A 20,945-nucleotide genomic window follows, 5' to 3' on the forward strand; every position below is an offset into this window, starting at 1 on the left:
TTCACTACAGCACTACAGTGGCCAGCACTCCACAGAAGACTGCGGCGAGCATGGGGCCAACGATCGGAACCCAGGCATAGCCCCAGTTCGCGGATCCTTTGTCTTTAATGGGCAGCACGAAGGCGTACATCAGGCGGGGGCCGAGGTCACGCACAGGGTTGATGGCGTAGCCGGTCGGTGTGCCTAGTGACAAGCCTATGGCAACGATCACGAAGGCGACTGCGAAATAGGTCATGGGACCTAGGTCGCCGCCGGTGGGGCCGAAGAAAATGAACAGCAGCAGCACGCAGGTGCCGATGAACTCGGTGACCATGTTCCACCCGTTCTGATTGTGGGCGGGGCCGGTGAAGAAGATGCCGCCGGTGGTGCGGTTAGCTCCCGTAACGTTTCCGTTTTCGTCGATGTTGTTGGCGTCGAAAAGCTGCTTGAATGTCAGCCAGCACAGGATCGCACCAAACATGGCTCCGAGGAATTGCCCGAGAACATAGCCGCCTACCAGGTTCCATGGTGTGCTGCCTTTGATCGCCAGCGCGATAGTGACCGCTGGGTTGAGATGGCCGCCGCTGGGGCTTGCCACTGAGGCACCAACGAATACCGCCATGCCCCAGCCGAAAGCGATAAGCACCCAGCCAGTGCCTTTGCCTGCAGAGGTGCGCAGGCTGTTGACGGCGCAAACGCCGTTACCGAGGAGAAGTAGGAGGGCTGTGCCCAAAAACTCCCAGCCGAATGCTTGTAGGGCGGTCATCAGTTATCACCTGACACATCCACATAGCTACGCACCGCGGAGCCTGCCACGATGTGCTCGTTGGCGGCTTTGTCGGTGAGCTCCTTCTCGGCGGCAATTTCGGCGGACACGCGGTCGGTGAACGCGGTGACCTCGGCGGCGGTGCGCTCAGCGTCCCAGCCAAGGTAATCGGCAACCAGCTCGGCGATGGCGGGAGCTGCGGCAACGCCACGGTCGGCGTATTCGATGCCGGCACGTAGGCGACGTTCCACGATGTCCTCGACGTGCAAGGCACCCTCGTGAGTGACGGCGTAGACGGCCTCTGCTTTGATGTAGCCCGGCGCACCTGGGATGGGTTCGAGCAACTCAGGCTTGTCGACGCTCGGTTCTAGGACCTCATGGACGAGGGAACCGTAGCGGCCGAGCAGGTGCTCGACGACGTCGACCGTGGTGCCGAAGGCGCGGGCAATGCGTGGTGCTTGGTTTTGTAGGGCATGGTAGCCGTCGGCACCGAGGATCGGGGTGCGTTCCGATTCCGAGGCTGGTACACGGAAGTCCAAGTCTTCGGCGGCGAGGTCGACTGCGTCCTTGCCGATCACACGGTAGGTGGTGTACTTACCGCCGGCGACGGAGACGAGTCCTGGCATGACCTTTGCAACGGCGTGGTTGCGCGACAACTTGGTGGTGGTGTCGGATTTGCCGGAGAGCAGTGGGCGGAGTCCGGAGTAGACGCCAACGATGTCGGAGTGTTGGATGGGTCGGCGGACTCGTTGGTTGACCTCGTCGAGGATGTAGTTGATGTCGGCGGCAGTTGGTGCAGGATCTGCGCGGTTGAGGTCCCAGTCGGTGTCGGTGGTACCGATGATCCAGTATTCACCCCATGGGATCACGAAGAGCACGGATTTTTCGGTGACAAAGCACATGGCTGCGTCAGCATCGAAGACGTTCTTTGGTACCACGATGTGCACGCCCTTGGATGCGTGGACCGAGAAGGGGCCGTTGCCGCCGGCGAGCTTTTCAATGTGGTCGTTCCATACGCCGGTGGCGTTGATGAATACCTTGCCGCGAATGGTGGTTTGTTCGCCGGTGTCGGTGTCTTGGAGGATGGCACCGACCACGCGGTTGCCGTCTTTTTCAAAGCCGACTACTTGGGTGGAGGGGCGAACATCTGCGCCGAGTTCGCCGGCGGTGCGTAGGACTGTCATGGTGTGGCGGGCGTCGTCGACAAGCGTGTCAAAGTAGCGGACGGATCCGACCACAGCGTCGTCTTTTAGTCCTGGGGCCATGGCGAGTGTTCCCTTACGGGAGTAGTGCTTTTGCATGGGGACTGATTTTGCGCCACCCATGAGGTCGTAAAGAGTAAAGCCGCCGAACATCATCACCCGTTCCCACACGTGGTGTGTGAGGGGGAAGAGGAATTTCAGCGGCTTGACCAGGTGTGGTGCGAGCGTGGACATGTTGAGTTCGCGCTCGTGGAGGGATTCGGCCACCAGCTTGAAGTCCAGCATGGCGAGATATCGCAGGCCACCGTGGAACATTTTTGATGATCGTGAGGAGGTGCCGGCTGCGAAGTCTCGGGACTCTACGACGGCCACTTTAAGGCCGCGGATGGCTGCGTCGAGGCCTGCACCTGCGCCGACGGAGCCGCCACCGATGACGACAACGTCGTATTCTTCTTCACCGAAGCGCTGCCAGACGTTCTGGTAGTAGTCGGGGTTGAATGTGCAATGGGATTTCGTGGTCATAGTTGCCACACTCCTTCTTTGCTTCCGAGGTTTGCCCCAACCCTACTGAACCGTAAGTTAGGCAGACTAGACCCTCAGAGCAAATTTTTTAGTTTCGGAGATAATAACAACTGGTTGCAGGTGGTATAACCAGTGGTGGTGGCAGCAAAAAACGGGCCGCGCGATATACACCACACAGCCCGCTAACCCCGCAATTTACACACTTTCAGGGGTAATAAAGTGCTTGTCTAAGAAATTAATTACCCCGTCTTTGTCCGGACGATCGCACCACTGCGCAGCCTCCCGCAACACCACCACCGGTGCCGACACCACCGCAACACGACGCCCCGCACGCGCCAACGCATCCACCTCCGACGCATCAGCGGCACACACCAACGCCTCATCCCAGACATCCCCCACACACGCCTGCACAGCCGCCTCAACAGAAGCCTCGGATGAAACAATCACACAACGATCCGACTCCCCCGGCAACGGAACAACCCGCACCACCTGCGATAACTTCTGCCACGGCTCCGGATCAGCCCCCAAACCAGACACAACGCCATGATGGGAATCCTTCCATTCCACATCAAGCCCCACACCATCCGCACACTCTTGCACAGCCACGCGAAGCTCATCGGAAACCACACACTCATACAACACCGAGACATCTGTGGCACTCACCTTGGCGGCCACCGCACCAGCGCTAACACTGACCCAGACATCCGCACCCGACTCCTGTGCCACCTGACGCGCAAGCGCCACCCCCCGATCCATGCCACTGATCGTGGTCAACACCACCGGACGCTGCTGCGCCAACGCTGCCACTTTAGACAGCGCCGACGGCGACAGCGTGGCCTCAGGATACGTAGCCACCGCACCATCAGCACTCAACACCAGCACACGCGGCAACTCAGCCTTCGGCGCATCCTTACGCTGCGGCAAGCGATCCAACAACATACTGACCTGCGCAGTTGCCTGCACCACCACAGGATTCACCTGGCTGGCAGTCACCGCCTGCCCATACAGATCCGCAACACTACGACGCAGCTGCTCACCGGCATCCATCACACGGTCTTTGCCTTCCTTCGCGCCAGAGACAACCTCCTCAACGAACTCGTCGACAGTGTCCTTCAACACCGACAACGCCTTACCTGTATCCGCCTTGGTGACCACCTCCCTGTGCAACACATCCTCCACACGGTGACGGGCAGCGTCGACAGCATTCGCGCCTGCCTTCGTCGCCTGCGTAATCCACTCCGTCAGCTGCGCAATCTCCTCCGTCAGCACCCGCACACGGCGACGCTCTTGCTCCACCTTCTCATCTTCCACCTGGGCTTCGTCGAAAGTCGGCGCACCGCCACCCAACCGCGCCGGCGCCCACAATGCACCAGGAGTAATAGGCTCCTCCGCCTGATAATCAGACCACACCTCCTCGAGGCCCGCGATCATCCGACGACGCAACTCCTGCGTTGCCTCATTCACATCGCCCTCGGGATACCACGCCGGGAACACCTTCATATGGATCGGCGAACCAGGATGGATCAGATTCTTCTTATGCCCCTTAGTCCACACCCGCTGCGACCCCACCACCATCACCATGATGATCGGAACCCCCGCCGCCTGCGCCATACGCACAGCACCCGGGCGCAACGTCTTAATCTCAAAGCTGCGCGAAATCGTCGCCTCGGGGAAAATGCCCACCAATTCCCCCTCTTTGAGCATGTCCACCGCCTGGTCAAAAGCCGCGGTGCCGTCGATACGGTCCACAGGAATATGACGCATCTCCCGCAACAACGGACCAGCAACCGGATGCTTAAACACATCCCCTTTAGCCATGTAGCGAACATACCTACGGAACTTCCTAAACGGATATCCCGCATAAATAAAATCCAAGTACCCCGTGTGGTTAATCACCACAACAGCGCCGCCAGACTTTGGAACATTCTCCTCGCCCGAAATACGGATCTTGATGCCCTGGGCAGCCGTGATCGCGCGCACAGCACCAATTATGTTGAGGTACAAAAGATCTTGGAACATGCCTGCCATGTTACGGGGTTGCTACCCCTGCAGCCACTCCCGCACTACCACCGCAATGCCTCCTTGATCGTTCGTCGGTGCCACCACATCAGCAGCACGCTGCAACTGATCGCACGCATTTCCCATCGCAACGCCAGTGCCCGCCCAACGAATCATCTCAAGGTCATTGGGCATATCGCCAAACGCAATAGCATCCGCAGGATCCACACCAAGGTCTTGTGCCACCACATCCAAGGCCGAGGACTTATTCACCCCAGGCTGCATAACCTCCAACAAACCATCCGACATGGAATAGGTCACATGTGCCACATCTGCGGGTACCACGGGGGCAACCAAGCGGTGCATCTGCTCCGATGTCAGCGCATCATTGCGCAACAACAGCTTCACAGCAGAACGCGCTAACACCTGATCAAGCTCCACTGTGGAATGCTCAATAGACTCCCACGAGTGCACAAAATCTGGGGTCACCACGAAAAGTTCGCCAGACATGTCGTGGGCAGACACCCCTGCGCGTTCAACTCCCACACCGCAACCGCCAACATCGCTCAGCGCCTCACGCGCAACGCGCACCACCGTGCGCATGGCGTCGGGGGCAAGCTCACGACGATGTGTAATGCGATCACGGGCGGGATCATAAATCACCGCACCATTCGCGCAAACACACAGCGTAGGTGGGGTATATAACTGATCGATGATCGGGTGGATCCAGCGCGCAGGCCGCCCCGTGGCCACAACGAACGAAACCCCAGCACGCTGGGCAGCCGCAAGCGACTCCTTCACCGCACTGGGGATTCGTTCCCGAGAGTCGATGAGCGTTCCGTCGATATCACTGACAATAAGTGCGCTCATCGCTCTCCTTGCATATTTTCGCTGAGAAATTACTTCTTTGGCTCGAGTACTTCCTTGCCCACGAATGGACGCAGTGCCTCAGGAACGATCACGGAGCCATCAGCCTGCTGGTTGTTCTCAAGGATAGCGACCAGCCAACGAGTGGTAGCCAACGTACCGTTCAGGGTTGCTGCGGTGTGTGCCTTGCCGGACTCGTCACGGTAGCGGGTGCGCAGACGACGAGCCTGGAAGGTGGTGCAGTTCGAGGTCGAGGTCAGCTCACGGTAGGTGTTCTGGGTTGGAACCCATGCCTCGGTGTCGAACTTGCGGGCAGCAGAGGAACCAAGGTCGCCACCGGCGACGTCGATAATGCGGTAAGGCACCTCAACAGCAGCCAACATCTCGCGCTCCATGTTCAACAGAGCTTGGTGCTGTGCAACAGCCTCTTCCGGCTTGCAGTAAACAAACATCTCCAGCTTGTCGAACTGGTGCACACGCAAAATACCGCGAGTGTCCTTGCCGTAGGAGCCCGCTTCACGACGGAAGCAGCTCGACCAGCCCGCGTACTTGATAGGACCATCAGACAAGTCGATGATCTCATCCTGATGGTAGCCAGCCAACGCCACCTCGGAGGTACCCACGAGGTAGAGGTCATCGCGCTCAAGGTAATAGATCTCATCCGAATGAGCACCCAAGAAACCGGTACCGGACATGACCTCTGGGCGAACAAGCACAGGTGGGATCATCAGCTGGAAGCCATTCTCGCGGGCCTTTTGCGCCGCAAGATTCAGCATGCCCAACTGCAGGAATGCGCCATCGCCGGTGAGGTAATAGAAGCGTGCGCCACCAACCTTGGTGCCGCGTTTGACGTCGATAAGCCCAAGCGACTCACCAAGATCGAGGTGATCCTTTGGCTCAAAATCAAAGGTACGTGGGGTGCCTACATGCTCAAGAACAATGAAGTCATCCTCGCCACCAGCTGGTGCATCGGTAACAACGTTGCCGAACAGCATTTGGATCTCGTTGACCTTGGCCAATGCCTCAGCCTCGGCCTCCTCCGCTGCCTTCACGCGGGACTTCAACTCGTTAGAGCCCTCCAGCAAAGCAGGACGCTCTTCTGGGGATGCCTGGCCAATCTTCTTGCCAAAGGCCTTGTGCTCGGCGCGCAGGTCGTCGGCAGACTTAATGGCCTCGCGGCGCTTCTCGTCAGCCTCGAGGAGCTGATCCACCAGAGCTGGGTCTTCGCCACGAATACGCTGGGACTCGCGGACAACATCAGGGTTTTCGCGGAGGAACTTTAGATCAATCACGGAACTTACACTACCGTGTTCCTTAGTTAAGAGGGTGGTTCGGACCGCCCCAGACCCCGCAATGGTTCAAAGATCACACCAGAAACCCTCGCTGGTTATGACCACTCACGGTATGCTCATACCTATGGTCGACACTCTCCTGGAGTTGCCCGCCAGGACCCTGACTGACGGAACCAGCACTCCGAAACACCAGCAACTCAGGGAAATTCTCGAAGAACTCTGCCGTAACCAGCTCAAACCTGGTGACATGCTTCCCGGCGAACGTGCCCTAGAGGAACAATACGGAGTCAGCCGCATCACGGTGCGACGCGCCATCGGCGACCTCGTCGCCACCGGACAGTTACGACGCAGCCGCGGCAAAGGCACCTTTGTTGCCCAAGCGCCGATGATTACTCGGCTACAGTTGGCGTCGTTTAGCGACGAAATGGCCGCCCGCAAGATCGAAGCCTCCAGCAAGATCCTCGCATCCTCATGGTCATCACCCAGCGCCGTTGTCCACGAATTTTTTGGCACCGAACAAGGCACCCCGCACACCCACCTCGTGCGCGTCCGCCTCGGCGCTGGCAAACCATTTTGCATTAACGACGCCTGGTACAACTCCACCATCGCCCCTGACCTGCTCGAAAACGACGTATACAAATCCGTCTACTCCATCCTTGAGCAGAACTACGGCGCCTCCATCACCGGTGCCGAACAAATCACCACAGCGGTAGCCGCCACTCCAGAAACCGCACGGATTCTCGGCGTGGATGTTGGCGAACCCCTACTGAAGGTGGAACGCCACGCACACGCAGGAGAAAACCCCATCGAGTGGTGCTCCTCGCTCTACCGCACTGACCGCTTCGCATTAAGGACGTTTATTACGAAGTAGTATGGGCGAAATGAGTTCGAAAAAGGTTGCAGGTTTTGCAGGTGTGGCTGCCCTCGTAGTAGCCAGCGGCGTAGGCGCGTACACGTACACGGCGTCGCAACACGACAGCGAGCCCCGCCAGCAGACCGCAACATCTAGCGCACCAGCCGCTTCCGTCGGGTCGTTTACCAGCGCTGACGCTGGCGCATGCCTGACATGGGCAGATAATGGCGGCAAGGTGTCTAAGTTCGAACAAACCGACTGTGCAGGCGAGCACCGCTTCGAGGTGTCCTCCCGCGAGGATCTCAACGCCTACCCGTCCAAAGAGTTTTCCAACAACGCCGCTAAACCGGACCTGACCCGCCAGGCGCAACTGCGTGAAGAGCTCTGCCTCAGCCCCACCTTGCAATACTTGGGCGGCACCTATGATCCGCTGGGCCGCTACTCGGTCGCGTCGATCCTGCCGCCACAGGATGCGTGGGATAAAGGCGACCGCACGCTGCTGTGCGGTGTGCAGGCCACAGATGATTCCGGCAAGGTGATTATCACCTCTGGCAAGGCCGCTGAGCAGGATCAATCTCGTATTTTTAGCGCGGGGCAATGCTTGCTTATCGACGCAGCTAAGGCCACCCGTGTGGTTGATTGCCAGCAAGATCACCAGCTAGAAATCACCTCGGTAGTAGACCTGCAACCTGTTTTCCCACAATTCATCCCGTCAATTGAGGACCAAGACAAGCACTTACAGCAGCTGTGTACCCAAGCAGCTCGCGACTACCTCGGTGGCGACGACCCCCTCTACTACTCAACCTTGCAGCCCTTCTGGACTACCCTGCCCGATAATTCTTGGTCGGGCGGTTCTCACAGTGTGAACTGTGCTCTAGTCTCCGGCCAAGAGGGTGGTAATTTTGGGGTCTTGCACGGCACCGCCAAACATGGCTTTACTATCAACGGCCAGCCACCTGCGCCTCGCCCCGAGCGCGCTCCGATCGTCAACCCCGAGGTTCTCGAAGGTACGGCTCCTTAAAGCACCATGGTTGAGATTTCCAACGAGGAGTTTGAAACGCTTGTCGACGAAGCCCTCGCCGCCATCCCGGATCCCGTCGCCGACCGCATCACCAACCTTGCATTCCTCATCAGTGACTATGCCGAGGAGTCCCCTTATATCCTCGGCCAGTATCACGGGGTTGCGTTAACCGAGCGCACCTTTGACCATACTGGTTTTCTACCCGATACCATCACGATTTATCGCGAAGCTCTCAAGGATTTTTGCAGTTCCCACGAAGAACTGGTCGAGCAAGTACGCGTGACCGTTATGCACGAGATCGGTCACTATTTTGGGCTCGATGAGGATGATCTGCACCGCCTTGGCTACGCCTAAACCCTTGTACAATTTGTACCCTTCGCGAGCACAAAGTGGGGTAGTTCGTGGCCGTAAAATGGTGTCCTTTAGGGATGAAATGCTTCAATTTGCCGGAGCAATTGCGGTCGAAGGCGTGAAAGGAGTGGGGAAAACAGAATCAGCAATTCGGCGCAGTAAACATCTACTGCGATTAGACCGCGCCGGTGATCGTTAGGTTCTTGAAGCTGATCTTTTTCTTGGCAATGCCCTATTAGCGGAACGACAGACTTAACGCTTAACGGCTATCTCTCAGAAATCGCACGAAGCGGTTTTCTGGGGTTTAATGAACAGTCACAACGCGCTATCAACGTGGAGTTTGGCTCTTATATTGAAAGAATCGTTGATCGGGATCTCCCTGAGCAGGGGCACACTGCTGCACTATATCGCAGCAAATTGACTGAGATTTGGATGCTCGACGAGGTCCCAGCATGGGACTTTGTACGATCGCCGCTTGCTGGACTCGCACGAGCACCAAAACACCAATTGGCCGATCCTGCCTTTGCTCTTCGTCTTTTAGGCGTACCAGCTAATCGTCTGGTCACAGAGCGTTATCGCCATTTTGGGCCCACTATTTGAATCATTAGCTACATTAAGCGTTCGAGTCGCCGCGGAATCACAATTCGGTTCCGTTAGGCACCTGCGTACTCGACGCGGAGACCATGAAGTTGATCTCATTGCGTCGAATCATGACGGCGATCTTGTGGCTATCGAGGTAGCGACGGAGTCGCCGTAGTGCCGTTAGCACTATTCGGCGCCTAGCTCCGCCCCTGCCCAAGTAATCAGCTTCCACTGACCGTATTCTCCGGTCGGGTCGATGACGATGGTGGAGGTGTTATCGATGTAGTGCTGGAGTGCGAAGTCTGCGGTGACGTTGGTGCCAAAGCGGGTGACAATGCGCATAGCTGCGCCATGGCTCACGATCAGATGGTCGCCGTCCTGGGTGGCGAGTTCTTCAAGTACGGGGCGCATGCGGTCTACTACTTGGCCTGCGGTTTCACCGTCGGGCATGGCTGCGCTGCGGTCGCCGTTCATCCAGCTGTGGAGGGCGCGGGTGTACAGGTCATGGGAGTGGCTGTCGGTGTTGCCTTCGATGGATCCGGCGTCGATTTCGCGGAGATCGGCGTTGATGCTGAGCGGAATGGTGCCCGGCGCGATTCCGAGGGTTTCTTCGTAGGCTTTGAGCACTGCTACTGCTGTTTGCTGGGTACGGATGGCAATGGAGCAGGTCACGGTGCGGATGTCTCGGCTCAGTGTTGCGAGGCTGCGGCCGGCGTCGTCGGCTTGGGTGCGTCCGATGACGGTGAGTTCGGCTCCTGGGGGCCGGGTGTCGAGGACTTTTGCGGCGTTGGCAAAGGTGCGCCCGTGGCGCATGAGGATGAGACGTCCCAAGGTTATTTCCTTATTTTTCTTTCTGATTAGGCACCGTTGCGGGCAGCTTCCACCCATTCGGATGCGGCCTGTGCGACGGTGGGATCGACTGCGGTGACGGGCTGGCCGGAGATGGCTGGCCACGAACCGATAAATTTTAGCGCGTTGCACCGTGGGTAGAGTGCTCGGAGTGCTTCGGCGACGTTGAGGTCGTCGATATGCCCGTTGATATCCACGTGGAATCGGTAAGTTCCTAGGCCTTCTTCGATGGGGCGGGATTCAATTCGGGTGAGGTCTACGCCGCGCATGGCGAATTCGGAAAGGGCTCCGACGAGGCTGCCGGGTTCGTTTTTGAGTGTGAACACTACGGAGGTGCGGTCGTGGCCGGTGCGTGCGGTGGGGGTGGCGGTGTGCCCGACGAGGACGAATCGGGTGCGAGCTCCGGTGACGTCGGCGACGCCGTCGGCAATGATATTGAGTCCGTACACTTCTGCGGCGCGGGCGGGGGCTGCGGCGAAGTCCACAATGCCTTCTTTTGCCATACGGGCGGCCTCAGCGTTGGAGGACGCGGGGACGAACTCGGCGTCGGGTGTGTTGGCGGCAAGCCAAGTTTTTACCTGCTGGTAGGCCACGGGGTGGGTGGCAAAGCGGCGTAGCGGTGCGCCGGCGCGCTGCATAATGGCGAAGGCGATGGGGAGGTCGAGTTCGTGGAAGATGCGCACGCCGTCGATGGTGGCGAGTGCGTCGAAGGTGGGGGTGACGGGGCCGTCGACGGAGTTTTCGATGGCAACGCAGGCGTAGTCGGCTTCTCCTGCGGCGACGGCAGCGATGGCCTCGCGGGGGTTGGCGGCCGCAATGGTGTTCACGGATTCTAGTCCGAGGCGTGTGGTGAATTTCCACAGTGCGGCTTCGGTAAATGTTCCTTCTGGCCCGAGATAGGCAATCCTCATGCGTCTTACTCTATCTGGACGGTAAGGTATTCGTCATGCCTATCCATGAGCAGATTGATCTCCTTGCAGCACAGGTAGCTCAGATGTCTGCTTCGGATCACGGGTTTTGTTATTTTGATGCTGATGCCGCCCATGAGCAGGCGGAGCATGCGCGCGGGCGGTTGTCAGGGTGGATTATCCCGGCGAAGGATTTGTCTGATGTGGCTGGTATGCCCACGACGTTCGGTGCGCATTATCGGGTTACGCACCCTCATAAGACGGATGCGTTTGTGGCGCGGTTTATGGCCGAAGGTGCGGTGGTGCCGGGTAAGAGTCTGACTCCTGAGTTGGGGTTGACTGCGTATACGGAGCCGGTGGATCAGCCGGCGCCAGTGTTTGAGGGGCATACGCCTGGTGGTTCTTCGGGTGGTGCTGCTGTGATGGTGGCTCGCGGTTTGGTGCGGGCTGCTCATGGTTCTGATGGTGGGGGTTCGTTGCGGGTTCCTGCTGCGTGTTGTGGGTTGGTGGGGTTTAAGCCGCCGCATAATACGGCGGGTGCGGTGCCGGTGACGCAGGGTTTTCTTACGCGCACGCTTGCCGACGCCGCCTTCCTCCACGCCATAACCCCAGTTCGCCGTCCGTTGCGGGTTGGGGTGTTAACCCAGCCGGTTCATGCTGAGGTGGAGGTTGCGGATCCGATGTTGGCGGCGATAGATGCTGCGGCTTCTGCGTTGTCGCGGGCGGGCCATCAACTGGTTGAGGTTCAGCGCCCGTATGGGGATGAGCCGTTTGCGGCGTTTTCTGACATTCTTGCGTTGCGTTCTGCCAAGATTCATGGGCAGGCGTCACCGTTGGTGTCGTGGCTGCGGGATCGTGGTGGCCGCATTGGGGGGCGTCGAAAAGCGGAGGCGATAGCCGAGTTCATGTCGGTGCGCGCGCAGCTTCTTGCCGCCTGGGATGTCGACGCGGTGCTCTCCCCTGTGTTGGCCTTCGACCCGCCGGCGGTGGGCTACTTTTCGGCGATGTCCCCTGAGCAGGATTTTCACGCGCAAACACAGTGGACCCCGTGGGCCACGATGTTCAACATGTCTGGGGCGGCGGCGCTCAGCATGCCGTATGCGGGCCGCAATATCCACTTAGGGGCGCTTCGTTGCAGCGTGCCGGAGCTTTTCGGCCTGGCAGGTGACTTGTGAACACTCGCCGACTGCGTTACGAGGTCTTCCTTGTTCTTGCCTTGACTTTCGGCATGGCGGGGCTACGTTCCATTTTCACGCTTATCGACGCCCTCTCCGCCCCACTGAACACCCAAAGCGTGACGCTCAACGCCCCACGCGCCACCGCAGCCTGGCTCGACTTCGCCCTCCAAGTGTGCGGGGCAACCACCATCCTAGCGTGGGGGTTGCTTGCGCTTTTCCTCCTTGGCGAGCGCCTAGAAAAACCCCGGAACACTGACTTTGGTTGGGGTGTGGGCCTTGCCGCCATCATTGGAATCCCAGGACTTGGCTTCTACTATGCTGCGGTTCACCTCGGGCTAAGCAAAGAAGTTATCCCCTCAGCACTGGAACACTTCTGGAGTATCCCCGTTCTGCTCCTGTTTTCTTTCGCGCACGCCTTCGCCGAAGAAATCGTAGTGGTCAAGTGGCTGAGTACAAGGTTGAACCAGCTCGGCCACGGCCTTGTTTTCACCTTGGTTGCCAGTGCCCTGCTGCGTGGCAGCTATCACCTCTACCAAGGCGTTTCCGCAGGTATTGGCAATATCATCATGGGGCTTATCTATGGCTGGTTTTATCTGCGCTACCGCCCCACATCCATCTGGCCGCTAATCATCGGCCACTTCCTTATCGACGCAGTCGCCTTCGTCGGCTACGCCATTATTAACGGCTGACCTGCACCGGCACTGTATGCTCTAACACATGGATGAACAGCGTAATCAGGGCGAATTCCTTCTCGGCTCGGATGGAAAACCCCTCTTGGACCGCTACGGTCGCCCCATCCGGCGGCGACGCGCCGCACCGCGCCGCCCTGAGCCTGACCGCGCTGAACCTCGGCGTGCTGCACCCAGCGAAGCCACACGGATAATCCGCACGGAAACCACCCAAATGCCAGCTCAGCCTGGAAGTGTTCCGCAGGAGCGCCCACGGCAATACATTCCTACCCCCGAAGAGCAGCAACGCTACCGCGCACAGCAGTACTACCAGCAGCAACCGGTGCATCCTGGTCAGCCGGTGCAGCCGGGGCAGCCGGGGTTTGAGCCTAATCAACGCTACCGTCGCAGCCAGGTCACCCTTCCTCCAGAGCCAAAGAAGCGTCGTCGTTTGCGCCCTGGCGGCTGCATTGCGGGCTTGGTGTGGACGCTCGTCATTGTCATGGTTCTTGGTATCGCTAGCACGCTGTGGCTAGACACTAGGCTTAATCGTGTTCAGGCTGCCTCGCCGCAACACATCGCTAAGACATCCGGCACAAACTGGCTGCTCGTGGGCTCCGATTCCCGCACCGGCCTGTCCGAGGAGGATGTTCAGCGGTTGGGCACGGGTGGCGACATCGGTTCCATGCGCACGGACACGATCATGGTGTTGCATATTCCGTCGTCAGGCAAGGCGACGCTCATGTCGATCCCCCGTGACTCCTATGTAGAAATCCCGGGCTACGGCATGGACAAAATCAATGCGGCCTTCACCTACGGTGGCGCACCTCTACTCACTCAAACCGTAGAAAGCTCCACTGGCCTGCGCATTAACCACTATGCCGAAATTGGTATGGGCGGGTTGGCCAATGTGGTCGACGCGGTCGGCGGTATTGAGGTATGCCCCGCCGAGCCTATCGACGACCCCCTCGCCAGCCTCAACATCGCAGCCGGTTGCCAGAAGGTCGATGGTCCTACTGCCTTGGGTTATGTGCGCACCCGACACACAGCTCTGGGCGATCTTGACCGCGTCCAGCGCCAGCGTGAATTCTTCGCGGCACTGGTCAACAAGGTCACCTCCACGTCGACCTTGGCTAATCCGTTCCGAATCATGCCCACTATTAACACAGTGGCAGGCTCGTTCACGGTAGGTAAGAAGGACCATGCGTGGCATTTGGCTCGTGTGGCGCTCGCGATGCGCGAGGGTGTGGAAACGGTCACGGTGCCGTATGCGGGCTTCGCTGATTATGACGTCGGAAATGTGGTCCTGTGGGACGAAGTTGCCTCTGAGGAGCTGTTCGCCTCCCTGCGCTAGTGCCCCAAAAGCCAAAAGTGAGTAGTTCGTGCCAAATCTTTTTCACCTACGCAGCGTTTCCGCAGGTCGGAGATATTAGAAAAGATTTAATTTGGCACGAACTACTCACTTTCGGCTTCTAGCCGCCCTTAGCGAGCCTTGTACGTCTCCCAGAACTCAGCGTTCTTGATTCCCACCGCTGCCGGATCAAACTGCGGATCCAACCCAGCTTTCTTCTGCTCGTTATAATCGCGCAGGCACTTAATAGCTGGAACCTGCAGGATCAGGATGGCGATCACGTTGAGCCATGCAGTGGCACCGGCTCCGATGTCGCCCAATGCCCATGCAGCACCTGGGGTAGATACTGCGCCGATCCCAACCGACACCAGCATGAGGCAGCGCAACCCGAAGATGGTGGCACGCCGGACAGTTGCGTTGGGGATCCAGCGCATGAGGTAGGCAAAGTTGGTTTCGGAGATGTAGTAGTAGGACAAGATGGTGGTAAAGCCAAAGAAGAGGATGGCTACGCCGATAAAGGAGGGTCCCACACCTGAGGCGACGGAGTCGAGGCCTTGTTGCACAAATCCTGGGCCGACGGGGGTGTCGCTTGGCAGGGAGCCGGCGTAGCGCACGGGGCTGTCTTCGGTGCCGCCTTCAAATACGCGGTACATGTCGGTGGAGATGATGATGAAGGCGGTTGCGGAACATACAAAGAGAGTGTCCACGTAGACGGCGAAGGCTTGTGCGAAGCCTTGCTTTGCGGGGTGGGATACTTCGGCTGCGGCTGCGGCTTGGGGGTTGAGGCCTTGGCCTGCTTCATTGGAGTAGATTCCGCGGCGCACGCCCCACATGATGGCGGAGCCGAGGAGTCCGGAGAAGGTGGCGTTGGCGTTGAATGCGGAGCTAAAGATGGTGCCAAACACGTGTGGGATCTGGTCGAAGTGCATGAGCAAGACGACGATGGCTACCGCGATGTAGACGATTGCCATGAAGGGAACGACTAGCGACGCAAACCAGGCGATGCGTTTCACGCCACCGAAGATGATGAGGGCGAGCAGCACGGTGAGGAGGGTACCGACGATACGAACGTCGAGGTTCCATGCGTTGTGCATTGCCGACGCCACACCGTTGGCCTGCACACCTGGCATGAAGTAGCTGGTGGAGAAGATCATAACCACTGCAAACGCAATGGCGTAGAACAGCATGAAGGGAGCTGCTTTGGTGTGCTTGAGGCTTTTCTCAATGTAGTAGGCGGGCCCACCACGGTATTCGCCGGTGTCTTGGTCGCGTTCTTTGTAGATCTGTGCGAGGGTGCATTCGACAAAGGAGGTGGCAGCGCCGAGGAAGGCGACGGCCCACATCCAGAACACGGCACCGGGTCCGCCGAAGGCGATGGCGGTGGCTACGCCGGCAATGTTTCCTACGCCCACACGGCCAGCAAGGGACATCATGAGGGATTGGAAGGAGGACACACCGTTTGCCGATTTTTCACCGGCGCGGAGCTGGCGAAGCATGTCGGGGAGGCCGGTTACCTGAACGCACTTGGTGGCTATGGTGAAGTACAGGCCTGCTCCGAGGCAGAGAAAAACAAGGAAGGGTGACCAGATGATCGAATTAAGAGTTTCGATGAGCGTATTCATGCTGTGCTCCGGAGGTTCCTGACAATAAGAGTGTCTTACAACCTATCATCCAGCAGATTTAATATGCATCACCCTCCCCCCCCACCACCGGCAAAGCAGAAGTGCTACACCTGTGACTGGTTGTCGTTGCTAATAGTTTTTATGCCGAGTAAATTTTCATTCTTGCACGCTATCAACCAAGAAAGCAGAGCATGAGAATTAGAAACGTACCGGGCATTGACGGGCTTCGCGGAATCGCCGTCTTGGCCGTGATCGTCTATCACTTCTATGGTGCCGCCTTACCAGGCGGATTTTTGGGAGTTGATATCTTCTTTGTGCTTTCCGGTTTCCTGATCACCAGCCTGCTTATTCGCGAGCACGCGGGTTCCGGCCGTATTGACTTAAAGCATTTCTGGGTACGTCGTGCAAGGCGTATCCTCCCCGCCGCGGTCACAGTGCTACTCACGGTCAGCGTGGTTACAGCCACCATTGGTGGCGACGCTGCCGTGGGGCTGACCTCACAGTTCTTCGGCTCTTTACTGTTTGCCAATAACTGGGTGCAAATTGCGCAGAGTCAGAGTTATTTCTCCGACGCAGGCGTGCAGGTTTTTGCCCACTATTGGTCACTGGCAGTTGAAGAGCAGTTTTATGTGGTGTGGCCGCTTATTTTCGTGGCTGTCGTCGCGCTGAGTAAGCGTATTGTGCCGTTAATTCTCACGTTCTCGCTGGCGGTCGCGTCGGCGGTGTGGATGGCGCTTGCCTATAACCCCGAGGTAGATCCTTCTCGCGTTTATTACGGGACTGACACGCACTCTTTTGGTCTGCTCATCGGCGCGTTTTTGGCGTTTGCGATTACTAGCCGCACCGAGGGTGACTCGTGGCCGGCGTCGATACGCCAACGCCGGATCAGCCTGATCGCTGGCCCGATTGCACTGGTGGGGCTGCTGGTCATGCTTGTGATGGTTCACGCAACGCACCCCACAACGTACCGCGGAATTATTGTGCTGGGTTCGCTGCTCACGGCCATTGTGTTGTGGTCGGTGGTCAATGAGCGCGGCGTTGTTTCCAGGATCATGGTTAATCCAGTGCTGCGCTGGCTGGGGCGTCGCTCGTTTAGCTTGTATCTCTGGCACTGGCCGGTGGTCAGTTTGCTGGCGTCGGTGATGGAATCGCATTCGATTCTGATCGCGTTGCTGTCGGCAGTGGTCTCCGCGATCCTTGCGGAATGGTCGTACCATGCGGTGGAGAATCCGCTGCGTCGCCAAGGGTACAAGCGCTACTTTGGCCAGTGGCGGAAGCAGACTCGCCCTATGCGGGTGCTCTCACTCCCAACAGTGATGGCGGTCTTGTTGCTGTGCGTTCCCGTGGCATTGTGGAGCGCCCCCGAGAAGACTGCGCTGCAGATGGATTTGGAGCGTTTGCAGGCGCAACAGGAGGAGCAGCAGGCGCGGGCTGCGGAGGAGCGCGCCAAGGCACAGTTGCTGGCGGAAACGGAGCGTCGTCGTTTGCCTAAGGGCGAGGAGATCGTAGCCATCGGCGATTCCGTCATGCTCGCGTCTATCGACGCCATCCAAAGCGCCTACCCCGGCAGCTTTGTCGACGCCGCCGTCTCCCGCCACTACACAGCAGTCCTCGGACTGCTCGACACCCTCCCCGTACGCCCATGGGTAGTGCTGGGCCTTGGTACCAACAGCCAAGCTTTCGACGGCCAAATCGAGGAGATCCTGAACAAGATCGGCCCCGATCACACCGTTGTGATGGTCCTACCCTACGGCGACCGCGCATGGATACCTCGTGCTCGTCAGCAAATTTTCGACGCAGCCGCCACCCACGACAACATCGTCATCGCCGACTGGTGTGGCGCAGCCCAAGGTCACCCCGAGTACCTCCGCGAAGACCAAATCCACCCTGGCCCCGAAGGTGCCGCAGCCTACACCAAGGCCATCACAGATGCTTTCGAGCGGTGGAAGAACAACGACCGCAGCTTCACATCAACGTGCCAATAGCAGTAATGCCACCCAGGACCGCATGATCCTCGGTGGCATTCCTTTTGTCGCCAGTGCCGTGTTAGCGGATGGTCACCTGACGGGACTTGATGTTTTCGAGCTGCTTGCGCTCATCGGCGGTGAGCTGGGCGTCGTTAGCCAACTCTGCTTCGATCTTCTCGTTCAGCACAACGAGGTCGTCGGCGTAGCTTTCTGGTGCGCGCTCTGGGTCGAGGTCCCACACTGGCACGACCAGCCCGTGGGTGCGGAACGCGCCTGCGAACTTGGTTTCTTCACCGAGTTTGAGCTCGCCACGTGCAGCGATACGAGCGAGGGCACGCAGCAGCGCATCCTCAGCTTCGACGCGAACCCAGCGGATGTGGGCCTTCTCGCCGGGGTTGATCCACCAGACGGTGCCGGGGACTGGGGCGTCGATACGCGCGGATGGCAAGACGGAATCGTTAGCAGCCTGAATTGCCTGGGCCTGCATAGGGTTCACGGTCGTGCCTTCTGGAAGCCACCAGTCAAAGTTGGAGTACTCGATGATCTCAAGGGTTTGGTCCTTGAGCAGTTCCGCAAGCTTTGGCTCGGTGCCATCTGCGAGGCCCTTTTCTAGGATGTCGCCAGGCTTAGCGGTCTTTGCCCAGTTCAGGGCGTATGCGAGGTCGCGGTTCGGGTTCTGGGAGCGAGCCTGGGTCTGCAATGCGACGAACACTTCGCCACCGGCGGACTCTTCACGCACGAGTGCTGCGGATCCACCGGGGAGCACGGTGCACAAGTAGACGTTATCCAGGCCTTCGACCTCGATCTTTGCGATAGCAGAGGGGACAAATTCCTGTACTGCCACGAGGTCGGTTTCAAAGGAGAAACCGCCGTAGGGGCGGGGGTCGCGTTCAAAAGCGGCGCGTTCGGCGGCACGAGCCGCCAACTTAGCCTGCCTGCGGCTCATGCCCTCAGGCAGCTGTTCCTTCTTCTTTTTCTTAGCCATAAGGGTTAAGTCTATTGGGCAAGCGCCTCAAGAGCTACATCCGGGTAATCCGTGGCCAGCAACTGCACCCCGTTGTCGCGTGCCCAGCGTACATCGTCGGCGTCATTAACCGTCCACATGTAGGTCTTTTTGCCGTCGCGACCGATAAGCTGGGGCCGCAGCTTCGCATGTGCCAAGGAAAGCCCCCAAGCCGATGGTCGGGAGATGGCGAAGTCCTTGGGGTTGTAGCGTAGTTCCCATTCTCTGCGCAGGTAGATGGTGTCAAAGCCCGGCGCGATACGCCCCATGCGTCGGATGGCCGCATGGGAGAAGGAGATGAGGTGGAATCGGGGGTCGTGGAGTAGGCCACGATAGCGCAGGCGTAGTGCGACTTGTTCTTCGGCCATGACCCCGTAGCGCATGGGGTGTTTTGTTTCTATATAGAGGTGTTTGTCCTCGGGGAGGATGTCGATGAGCTCGTCGAGGGTGATCACCCCGTGTTCTCTGAGCTGGTCCATGGTTGCTGTTGAGACGACGAGTCCACAGCTTGCGATGCGCAGCAGGGTGCGGTCGTGGACGCAGGCGAGGTGGCCGTCGGCGGTGAGTCGTACGTCGCATTCCACCCCATGAATTGGCAGCTCGCAGGCTTTTTCGTATGCCTGTGCTGTCATTTCTGGGTAGCGGCCCCGAAATCCGCGATGTGCAATGATCTCCATATTTTTGAGACTACTCTGTTGCTAAAAAGAGCAAAGTGAGTAGTTCGTGCCAAATTAAATATTTTCTAATATCTCCGACCTGCGGAAACGCTGCGGAGGCGAAAAAGTTTTGGCACGAACTACTCACTTATCACAATAAGCGCCCTTAGTTAGCTGGTGGGAAGAACTTCTCCTGGACCTCGCGAAGGGTGTTCGCGGAGTGGATGAAGCGTTCCATTTCGTGGGCGGTGAGCTCGAGTTCCACAACGCGGTTGAGTCCGCCGCGGTTGATCACGGCTGGGGTACCAATGTAGATGTCTTCTTGGCCGTATTGTCCTTCGAGGTAGGCGGAGACAGGCAGTGCTACTTCTTGGTTGTGGATGATGGCGCGGGTAATGCGTGCTAGGCCCATGCCGATGCCGTAGGAGGTGGAGCCTTTGGCGTCGATGATGGTGTAGGCGGCGTCGCGGGTTTCTTCGAAGATTTTCTCTAGTTCTTCTTCGAGCCCTGGGTTCTTTTGCAGTTGGCGGCGCATGGATACGCCGGCGACGGTTGCAGAGGAGAGGACGGGGAGTTCGGTGTCGCCGTGTTCGCCGATGATGTAGGCGTGGATGGAGCTTGGGGCGACGTCGTAACGCTCGCCGAGCATGTAGCGGAAGCGTGCAGAGTCGAGGACGGTGCCGGAGCCGATGACGCGGTGGTGGTCGAATCCGGAGTACTTCCATACGGCGTAGGTGAGAATGTCGACTGGGTTGGAGGCTACGAGGAAGATGCCGTCGAAGTTGTTGGCCATGACGTTGTCCACGATGGACTTCATGATCTTCATGTTCTTGTCGACGAGCTGGAGGCGGGTTTCGCCTGGTTTTTGTGCCGCGCCTGCGCAGATGACTACGACGGCTGCGTCTTCACAGTCGGCGTAGGTGCCCTTAGAAACCTTCGTGCGTGACGACGCCCACACCACACCGTGGTTGAGGTCCATCACGTTGCCTTCGAGTTTTTTCTCATCGATGTCGATGATGGCGAGGTGGTCTACTGTGCCCTGGTTGACCAGCGCGTATGCGTAGGCCACTCCCACGTCGCCTGCTCCGATGAGAACGACCTTGTTTCCGACGATGTTCTTCACAATGACCTTTCTAAAATTCGTGATCGGCTCGTGAGCCTCTAGTGTGCCTAGTGTGCAGCGGTGTGGCAGTATCGTGCACAGCGGGACCCAACACCCCATTATGCCCGATAATGTTGGAATATGCCCGTGTTATTTGCTTTTTGTGTTGAGATATACCTTACAGCCCCAGATATAGCCCCAAACGTAA

18 protein-coding genes and 1 pseudogene are annotated in these 20,945 nt (G+C 58.4%); 8 read left to right on the top strand and 11 right to left on the bottom strand.

All coding sequences use genetic code 11. From position 1 onward, the window contains the following. Positions 1–4 precede the first annotated feature (4 nt). The 5 genes from CIP100161_RS11155 to serS form a co-directional block, all read right to left on the bottom strand. Complete coding sequence (locus tag CIP100161_RS11155) at positions 5–745, bottom strand: MIP/aquaporin family protein (protein ID WP_155874357.1); 741 nt, start codon at positions 743–745, stop codon at positions 5–7. Then, the gene (locus CIP100161_RS11160; protein ID WP_155874358.1) at positions 745–2,469 is read right to left on the bottom strand and encodes a glycerol-3-phosphate dehydrogenase/oxidase; all 1,725 of its coding nucleotides are present in this window, start codon (positions 2,467–2,469) and stop codon (positions 745–747) included. Before CIP100161_RS11160 ends, CIP100161_RS11155 begins: the two co-directional genes overlap by 1 nt. Before the next feature lie 195 nt (positions 2,470–2,664). Continuing rightward, entirely contained in the window at positions 2,665–4,497 is a 1,833-nt protein-coding gene (locus CIP100161_RS11165) for a lysophospholipid acyltransferase family protein (RefSeq protein ID WP_155874359.1), read from the bottom strand. 12 nt (positions 4,498–4,509) lie between these two features. After that, positions 4,510–5,337: a Cof-type HAD-IIB family hydrolase gene (locus CIP100161_RS11170; protein WP_155874360.1), complete on the bottom strand. Its 828-nt coding sequence runs from the start codon at positions 5,335–5,337 to the stop codon at positions 4,510–4,512. Positions 5,338–5,366: 29 nt separating this feature from the next. Beyond that, entirely contained in the window at positions 5,367–6,626 is a 1,260-nt protein-coding gene (gene serS / locus CIP100161_RS11175; protein ID WP_155874361.1) for a serine--tRNA ligase, read from the bottom strand. A 97-nt stretch (positions 6,627–6,723) separates the two neighbouring features. Between serS and CIP100161_RS11180 the strand changes: the two genes are divergently transcribed. The 4 genes and pseudogenes from CIP100161_RS11180 to CIP100161_RS11195 form a co-directional block, all read left to right on the top strand. Then, positions 6,724–7,497 carry a GntR family transcriptional regulator gene (locus tag CIP100161_RS11180; RefSeq protein WP_166443176.1) on the top strand — a complete coding sequence of 258 codons (774 nt, stop codon included), beginning with the start codon at positions 6,724–6,726 and terminating at the stop codon, positions 7,495–7,497. Between the two features lies 1 nt (position 7,498). Then, positions 7,499–8,500: a septum formation family protein gene (locus tag CIP100161_RS11185; RefSeq protein ID WP_155874363.1), complete on the top strand. Its 1,002-nt coding sequence runs from the start codon at positions 7,499–7,501 to the stop codon at positions 8,498–8,500. Positions 8,501–8,506: 6 nt separating this feature from the next. Continuing rightward, entirely contained in the window at positions 8,507–8,854 is a 348-nt protein-coding gene (locus tag CIP100161_RS11190) for a metallopeptidase family protein (protein ID WP_155874364.1), read from the top strand. A 58-nt stretch (positions 8,855–8,912) separates the two neighbouring features. After that, positions 8,913–9,590 (top strand): annotated as a pseudogene (locus tag CIP100161_RS11195) (DUF4143 domain-containing protein); the annotation flags it as partial. 29 nt (positions 9,591–9,619) lie between these two features. Here CIP100161_RS11195 and CIP100161_RS11200 read toward each other — a convergent pair. Both CIP100161_RS11200 and pheA read right to left on the bottom strand, forming a co-directional pair. Beyond that, positions 9,620–10,246 (bottom strand): histidine phosphatase family protein, encoded by a 627-nt coding sequence (locus CIP100161_RS11200; protein ID WP_155874593.1) that lies wholly within the window; start codon positions 10,244–10,246, stop codon positions 9,620–9,622. 44 nt (positions 10,247–10,290) lie between these two features. Next, entirely contained in the window at positions 10,291–11,193 is a 903-nt protein-coding gene (gene pheA / locus CIP100161_RS11205) for a prephenate dehydratase (protein WP_155874365.1), read from the bottom strand. 35 nt (positions 11,194–11,228) lie between these two features. On the opposite strand from pheA, the gene CIP100161_RS11210 reads away from it, so the two are divergent. Genes CIP100161_RS11210 through CIP100161_RS11220 form a run of 3 tightly spaced genes read left to right on the top strand, consistent with a single transcriptional unit; the run spans position 11,229 to position 14,390 of the window. Next, positions 11,229–12,365 (top strand): amidase family protein, encoded by a 1,137-nt coding sequence (locus CIP100161_RS11210; protein WP_155874366.1) that lies wholly within the window; start codon positions 11,229–11,231, stop codon positions 12,363–12,365. Then, a complete protein-coding gene (locus CIP100161_RS11215) occupies positions 12,362–13,057 on the top strand; it encodes a CPBP family intramembrane glutamic endopeptidase (protein ID WP_155874367.1) in 696 nt (231 codons plus the stop codon). Before CIP100161_RS11210 ends, CIP100161_RS11215 begins: the two co-directional genes overlap by 4 nt. A gap of 28 nt (positions 13,058–13,085) precedes the next feature. Further along, positions 13,086–14,390, top strand: a complete 1,305-nt coding sequence (locus CIP100161_RS11220) for an LCP family protein (RefSeq protein ID WP_155874368.1) — start codon at positions 13,086–13,088, stop codon at positions 14,388–14,390. Positions 14,391–14,518: 128 nt separating this feature from the next. Here CIP100161_RS11220 and CIP100161_RS11225 read toward each other — a convergent pair whose 3' ends face one another. Then, entirely contained in the window at positions 14,519–16,009 is a 1,491-nt protein-coding gene (locus tag CIP100161_RS11225; RefSeq protein ID WP_155874369.1) for an alanine/glycine:cation symporter family protein, read from the bottom strand. A 191-nt stretch (positions 16,010–16,200) separates the two neighbouring features. On the opposite strand from CIP100161_RS11225, the gene CIP100161_RS11230 reads away from it, so the two are divergent. Continuing rightward, complete coding sequence (locus tag CIP100161_RS11230) at positions 16,201–17,994, top strand: acyltransferase family protein (protein WP_155874370.1); 1,794 nt, start codon at positions 16,201–16,203, stop codon at positions 17,992–17,994. Between the two features lie 61 nt (positions 17,995–18,055). Here CIP100161_RS11230 and CIP100161_RS11235 read toward each other — a convergent pair whose 3' ends face one another. The 3 genes from CIP100161_RS11235 to CIP100161_RS11245 all read right to left on the bottom strand — a co-directional run bounded on the left by CIP100161_RS11235 (position 18,056) and on the right by CIP100161_RS11245 (position 20,758). Beyond that, positions 18,056–18,961, bottom strand: coding sequence for a DUF5926 family protein (locus tag CIP100161_RS11235; RefSeq protein WP_155874371.1), 906 nt, complete (start codon positions 18,959–18,961; stop codon positions 18,056–18,058). A gap of 11 nt (positions 18,962–18,972) precedes the next feature. Continuing rightward, positions 18,973–19,656 carry a glycerophosphodiester phosphodiesterase gene (locus CIP100161_RS11240; protein ID WP_155874372.1) on the bottom strand — a complete coding sequence of 228 codons (684 nt, stop codon included), beginning with the start codon at positions 19,654–19,656 and terminating at the stop codon, positions 18,973–18,975. A 145-nt stretch (positions 19,657–19,801) separates the two neighbouring features. After that, a complete protein-coding gene (locus CIP100161_RS11245; protein WP_004567410.1) occupies positions 19,802–20,758 on the bottom strand; it encodes an L-lactate dehydrogenase in 957 nt (318 codons plus the stop codon). Positions 20,759–20,945: the final 187 nt, after the last annotated feature.

The sequence above is a fragment of the Corynebacterium rouxii genome (genome assembly GCF_902702935.1).
Classification (GTDB): domain Bacteria; phylum Actinomycetota; class Actinomycetes; order Mycobacteriales; family Mycobacteriaceae; genus Corynebacterium; species Corynebacterium rouxii.

What these genes read in the sequence shown, in the direction of transcription:
- CIP100161_RS11210 (WP_155874366.1), top strand. Translation starts at nt 11,229, where the DNA reads ATGCCTATCCATGAGCAGATTGATCTCCTTGCAGCACAGGTAGCTCAG.
- CIP100161_RS11185 (WP_155874363.1), top strand. Translation starts at nt 7,499, where the DNA reads ATGGGCGAAATGAGTTCGAAAAAGGTTGCAGGTTTTGCAGGTGTGGCT.
- CIP100161_RS11225 (WP_155874369.1), bottom strand. Translation starts at nt 16,009, where the DNA reads ATGAATACGCTCATCGAAACTCTTAATTCGATCATCTGGTCACCCTTC.
- CIP100161_RS11190 (WP_155874364.1), top strand. Translation starts at nt 8,507, where the DNA reads ATGGTTGAGATTTCCAACGAGGAGTTTGAAACGCTTGTCGACGAAGCC.
- CIP100161_RS11230 (WP_155874370.1), top strand. Translation starts at nt 16,201, where the DNA reads ATGAGAATTAGAAACGTACCGGGCATTGACGGGCTTCGCGGAATCGCC.
- CIP100161_RS11160 (WP_155874358.1), bottom strand. Translation starts at nt 2,469, where the DNA reads ATGACCACGAAATCCCATTGCACATTCAACCCCGACTACTACCAGAAC.
- CIP100161_RS11155 (WP_155874357.1), bottom strand. Translation starts at nt 745, where the DNA reads ATGACCGCCCTACAAGCATTCGGCTGGGAGTTTTTGGGCACAGCCCTC.
- CIP100161_RS11235 (WP_155874371.1), bottom strand. Translation starts at nt 18,961, where the DNA reads ATGGCTAAGAAAAAGAAGAAGGAACAGCTGCCTGAGGGCATGAGCCGC.
- CIP100161_RS11240 (WP_155874372.1), bottom strand. Translation starts at nt 19,656, where the DNA reads ATGGAGATCATTGCACATCGCGGATTTCGGGGCCGCTACCCAGAAATG.
- CIP100161_RS11180 (WP_166443176.1), top strand. Translation starts at nt 6,724, where the DNA reads ATGACCACTCACGGTATGCTCATACCTATGGTCGACACTCTCCTGGAG.
- pheA (WP_155874365.1), bottom strand. Translation starts at nt 11,193, where the DNA reads ATGAGGATTGCCTATCTCGGGCCAGAAGGAACATTTACCGAAGCCGCA.
- CIP100161_RS11170 (WP_155874360.1), bottom strand. Translation starts at nt 5,337, where the DNA reads ATGAGCGCACTTATTGTCAGTGATATCGACGGAACGCTCATCGACTCT.
- CIP100161_RS11165 (WP_155874359.1), bottom strand. Translation starts at nt 4,497, where the DNA reads ATGGCAGGCATGTTCCAAGATCTTTTGTACCTCAACATAATTGGTGCT.
- CIP100161_RS11220 (WP_155874368.1), top strand. Translation starts at nt 13,086, where the DNA reads ATGGATGAACAGCGTAATCAGGGCGAATTCCTTCTCGGCTCGGATGGA.
- CIP100161_RS11200 (WP_155874593.1), bottom strand. Translation starts at nt 10,246, where the DNA reads ATGCGCCACGGGCGCACCTTTGCCAACGCCGCAAAAGTCCTCGACACC.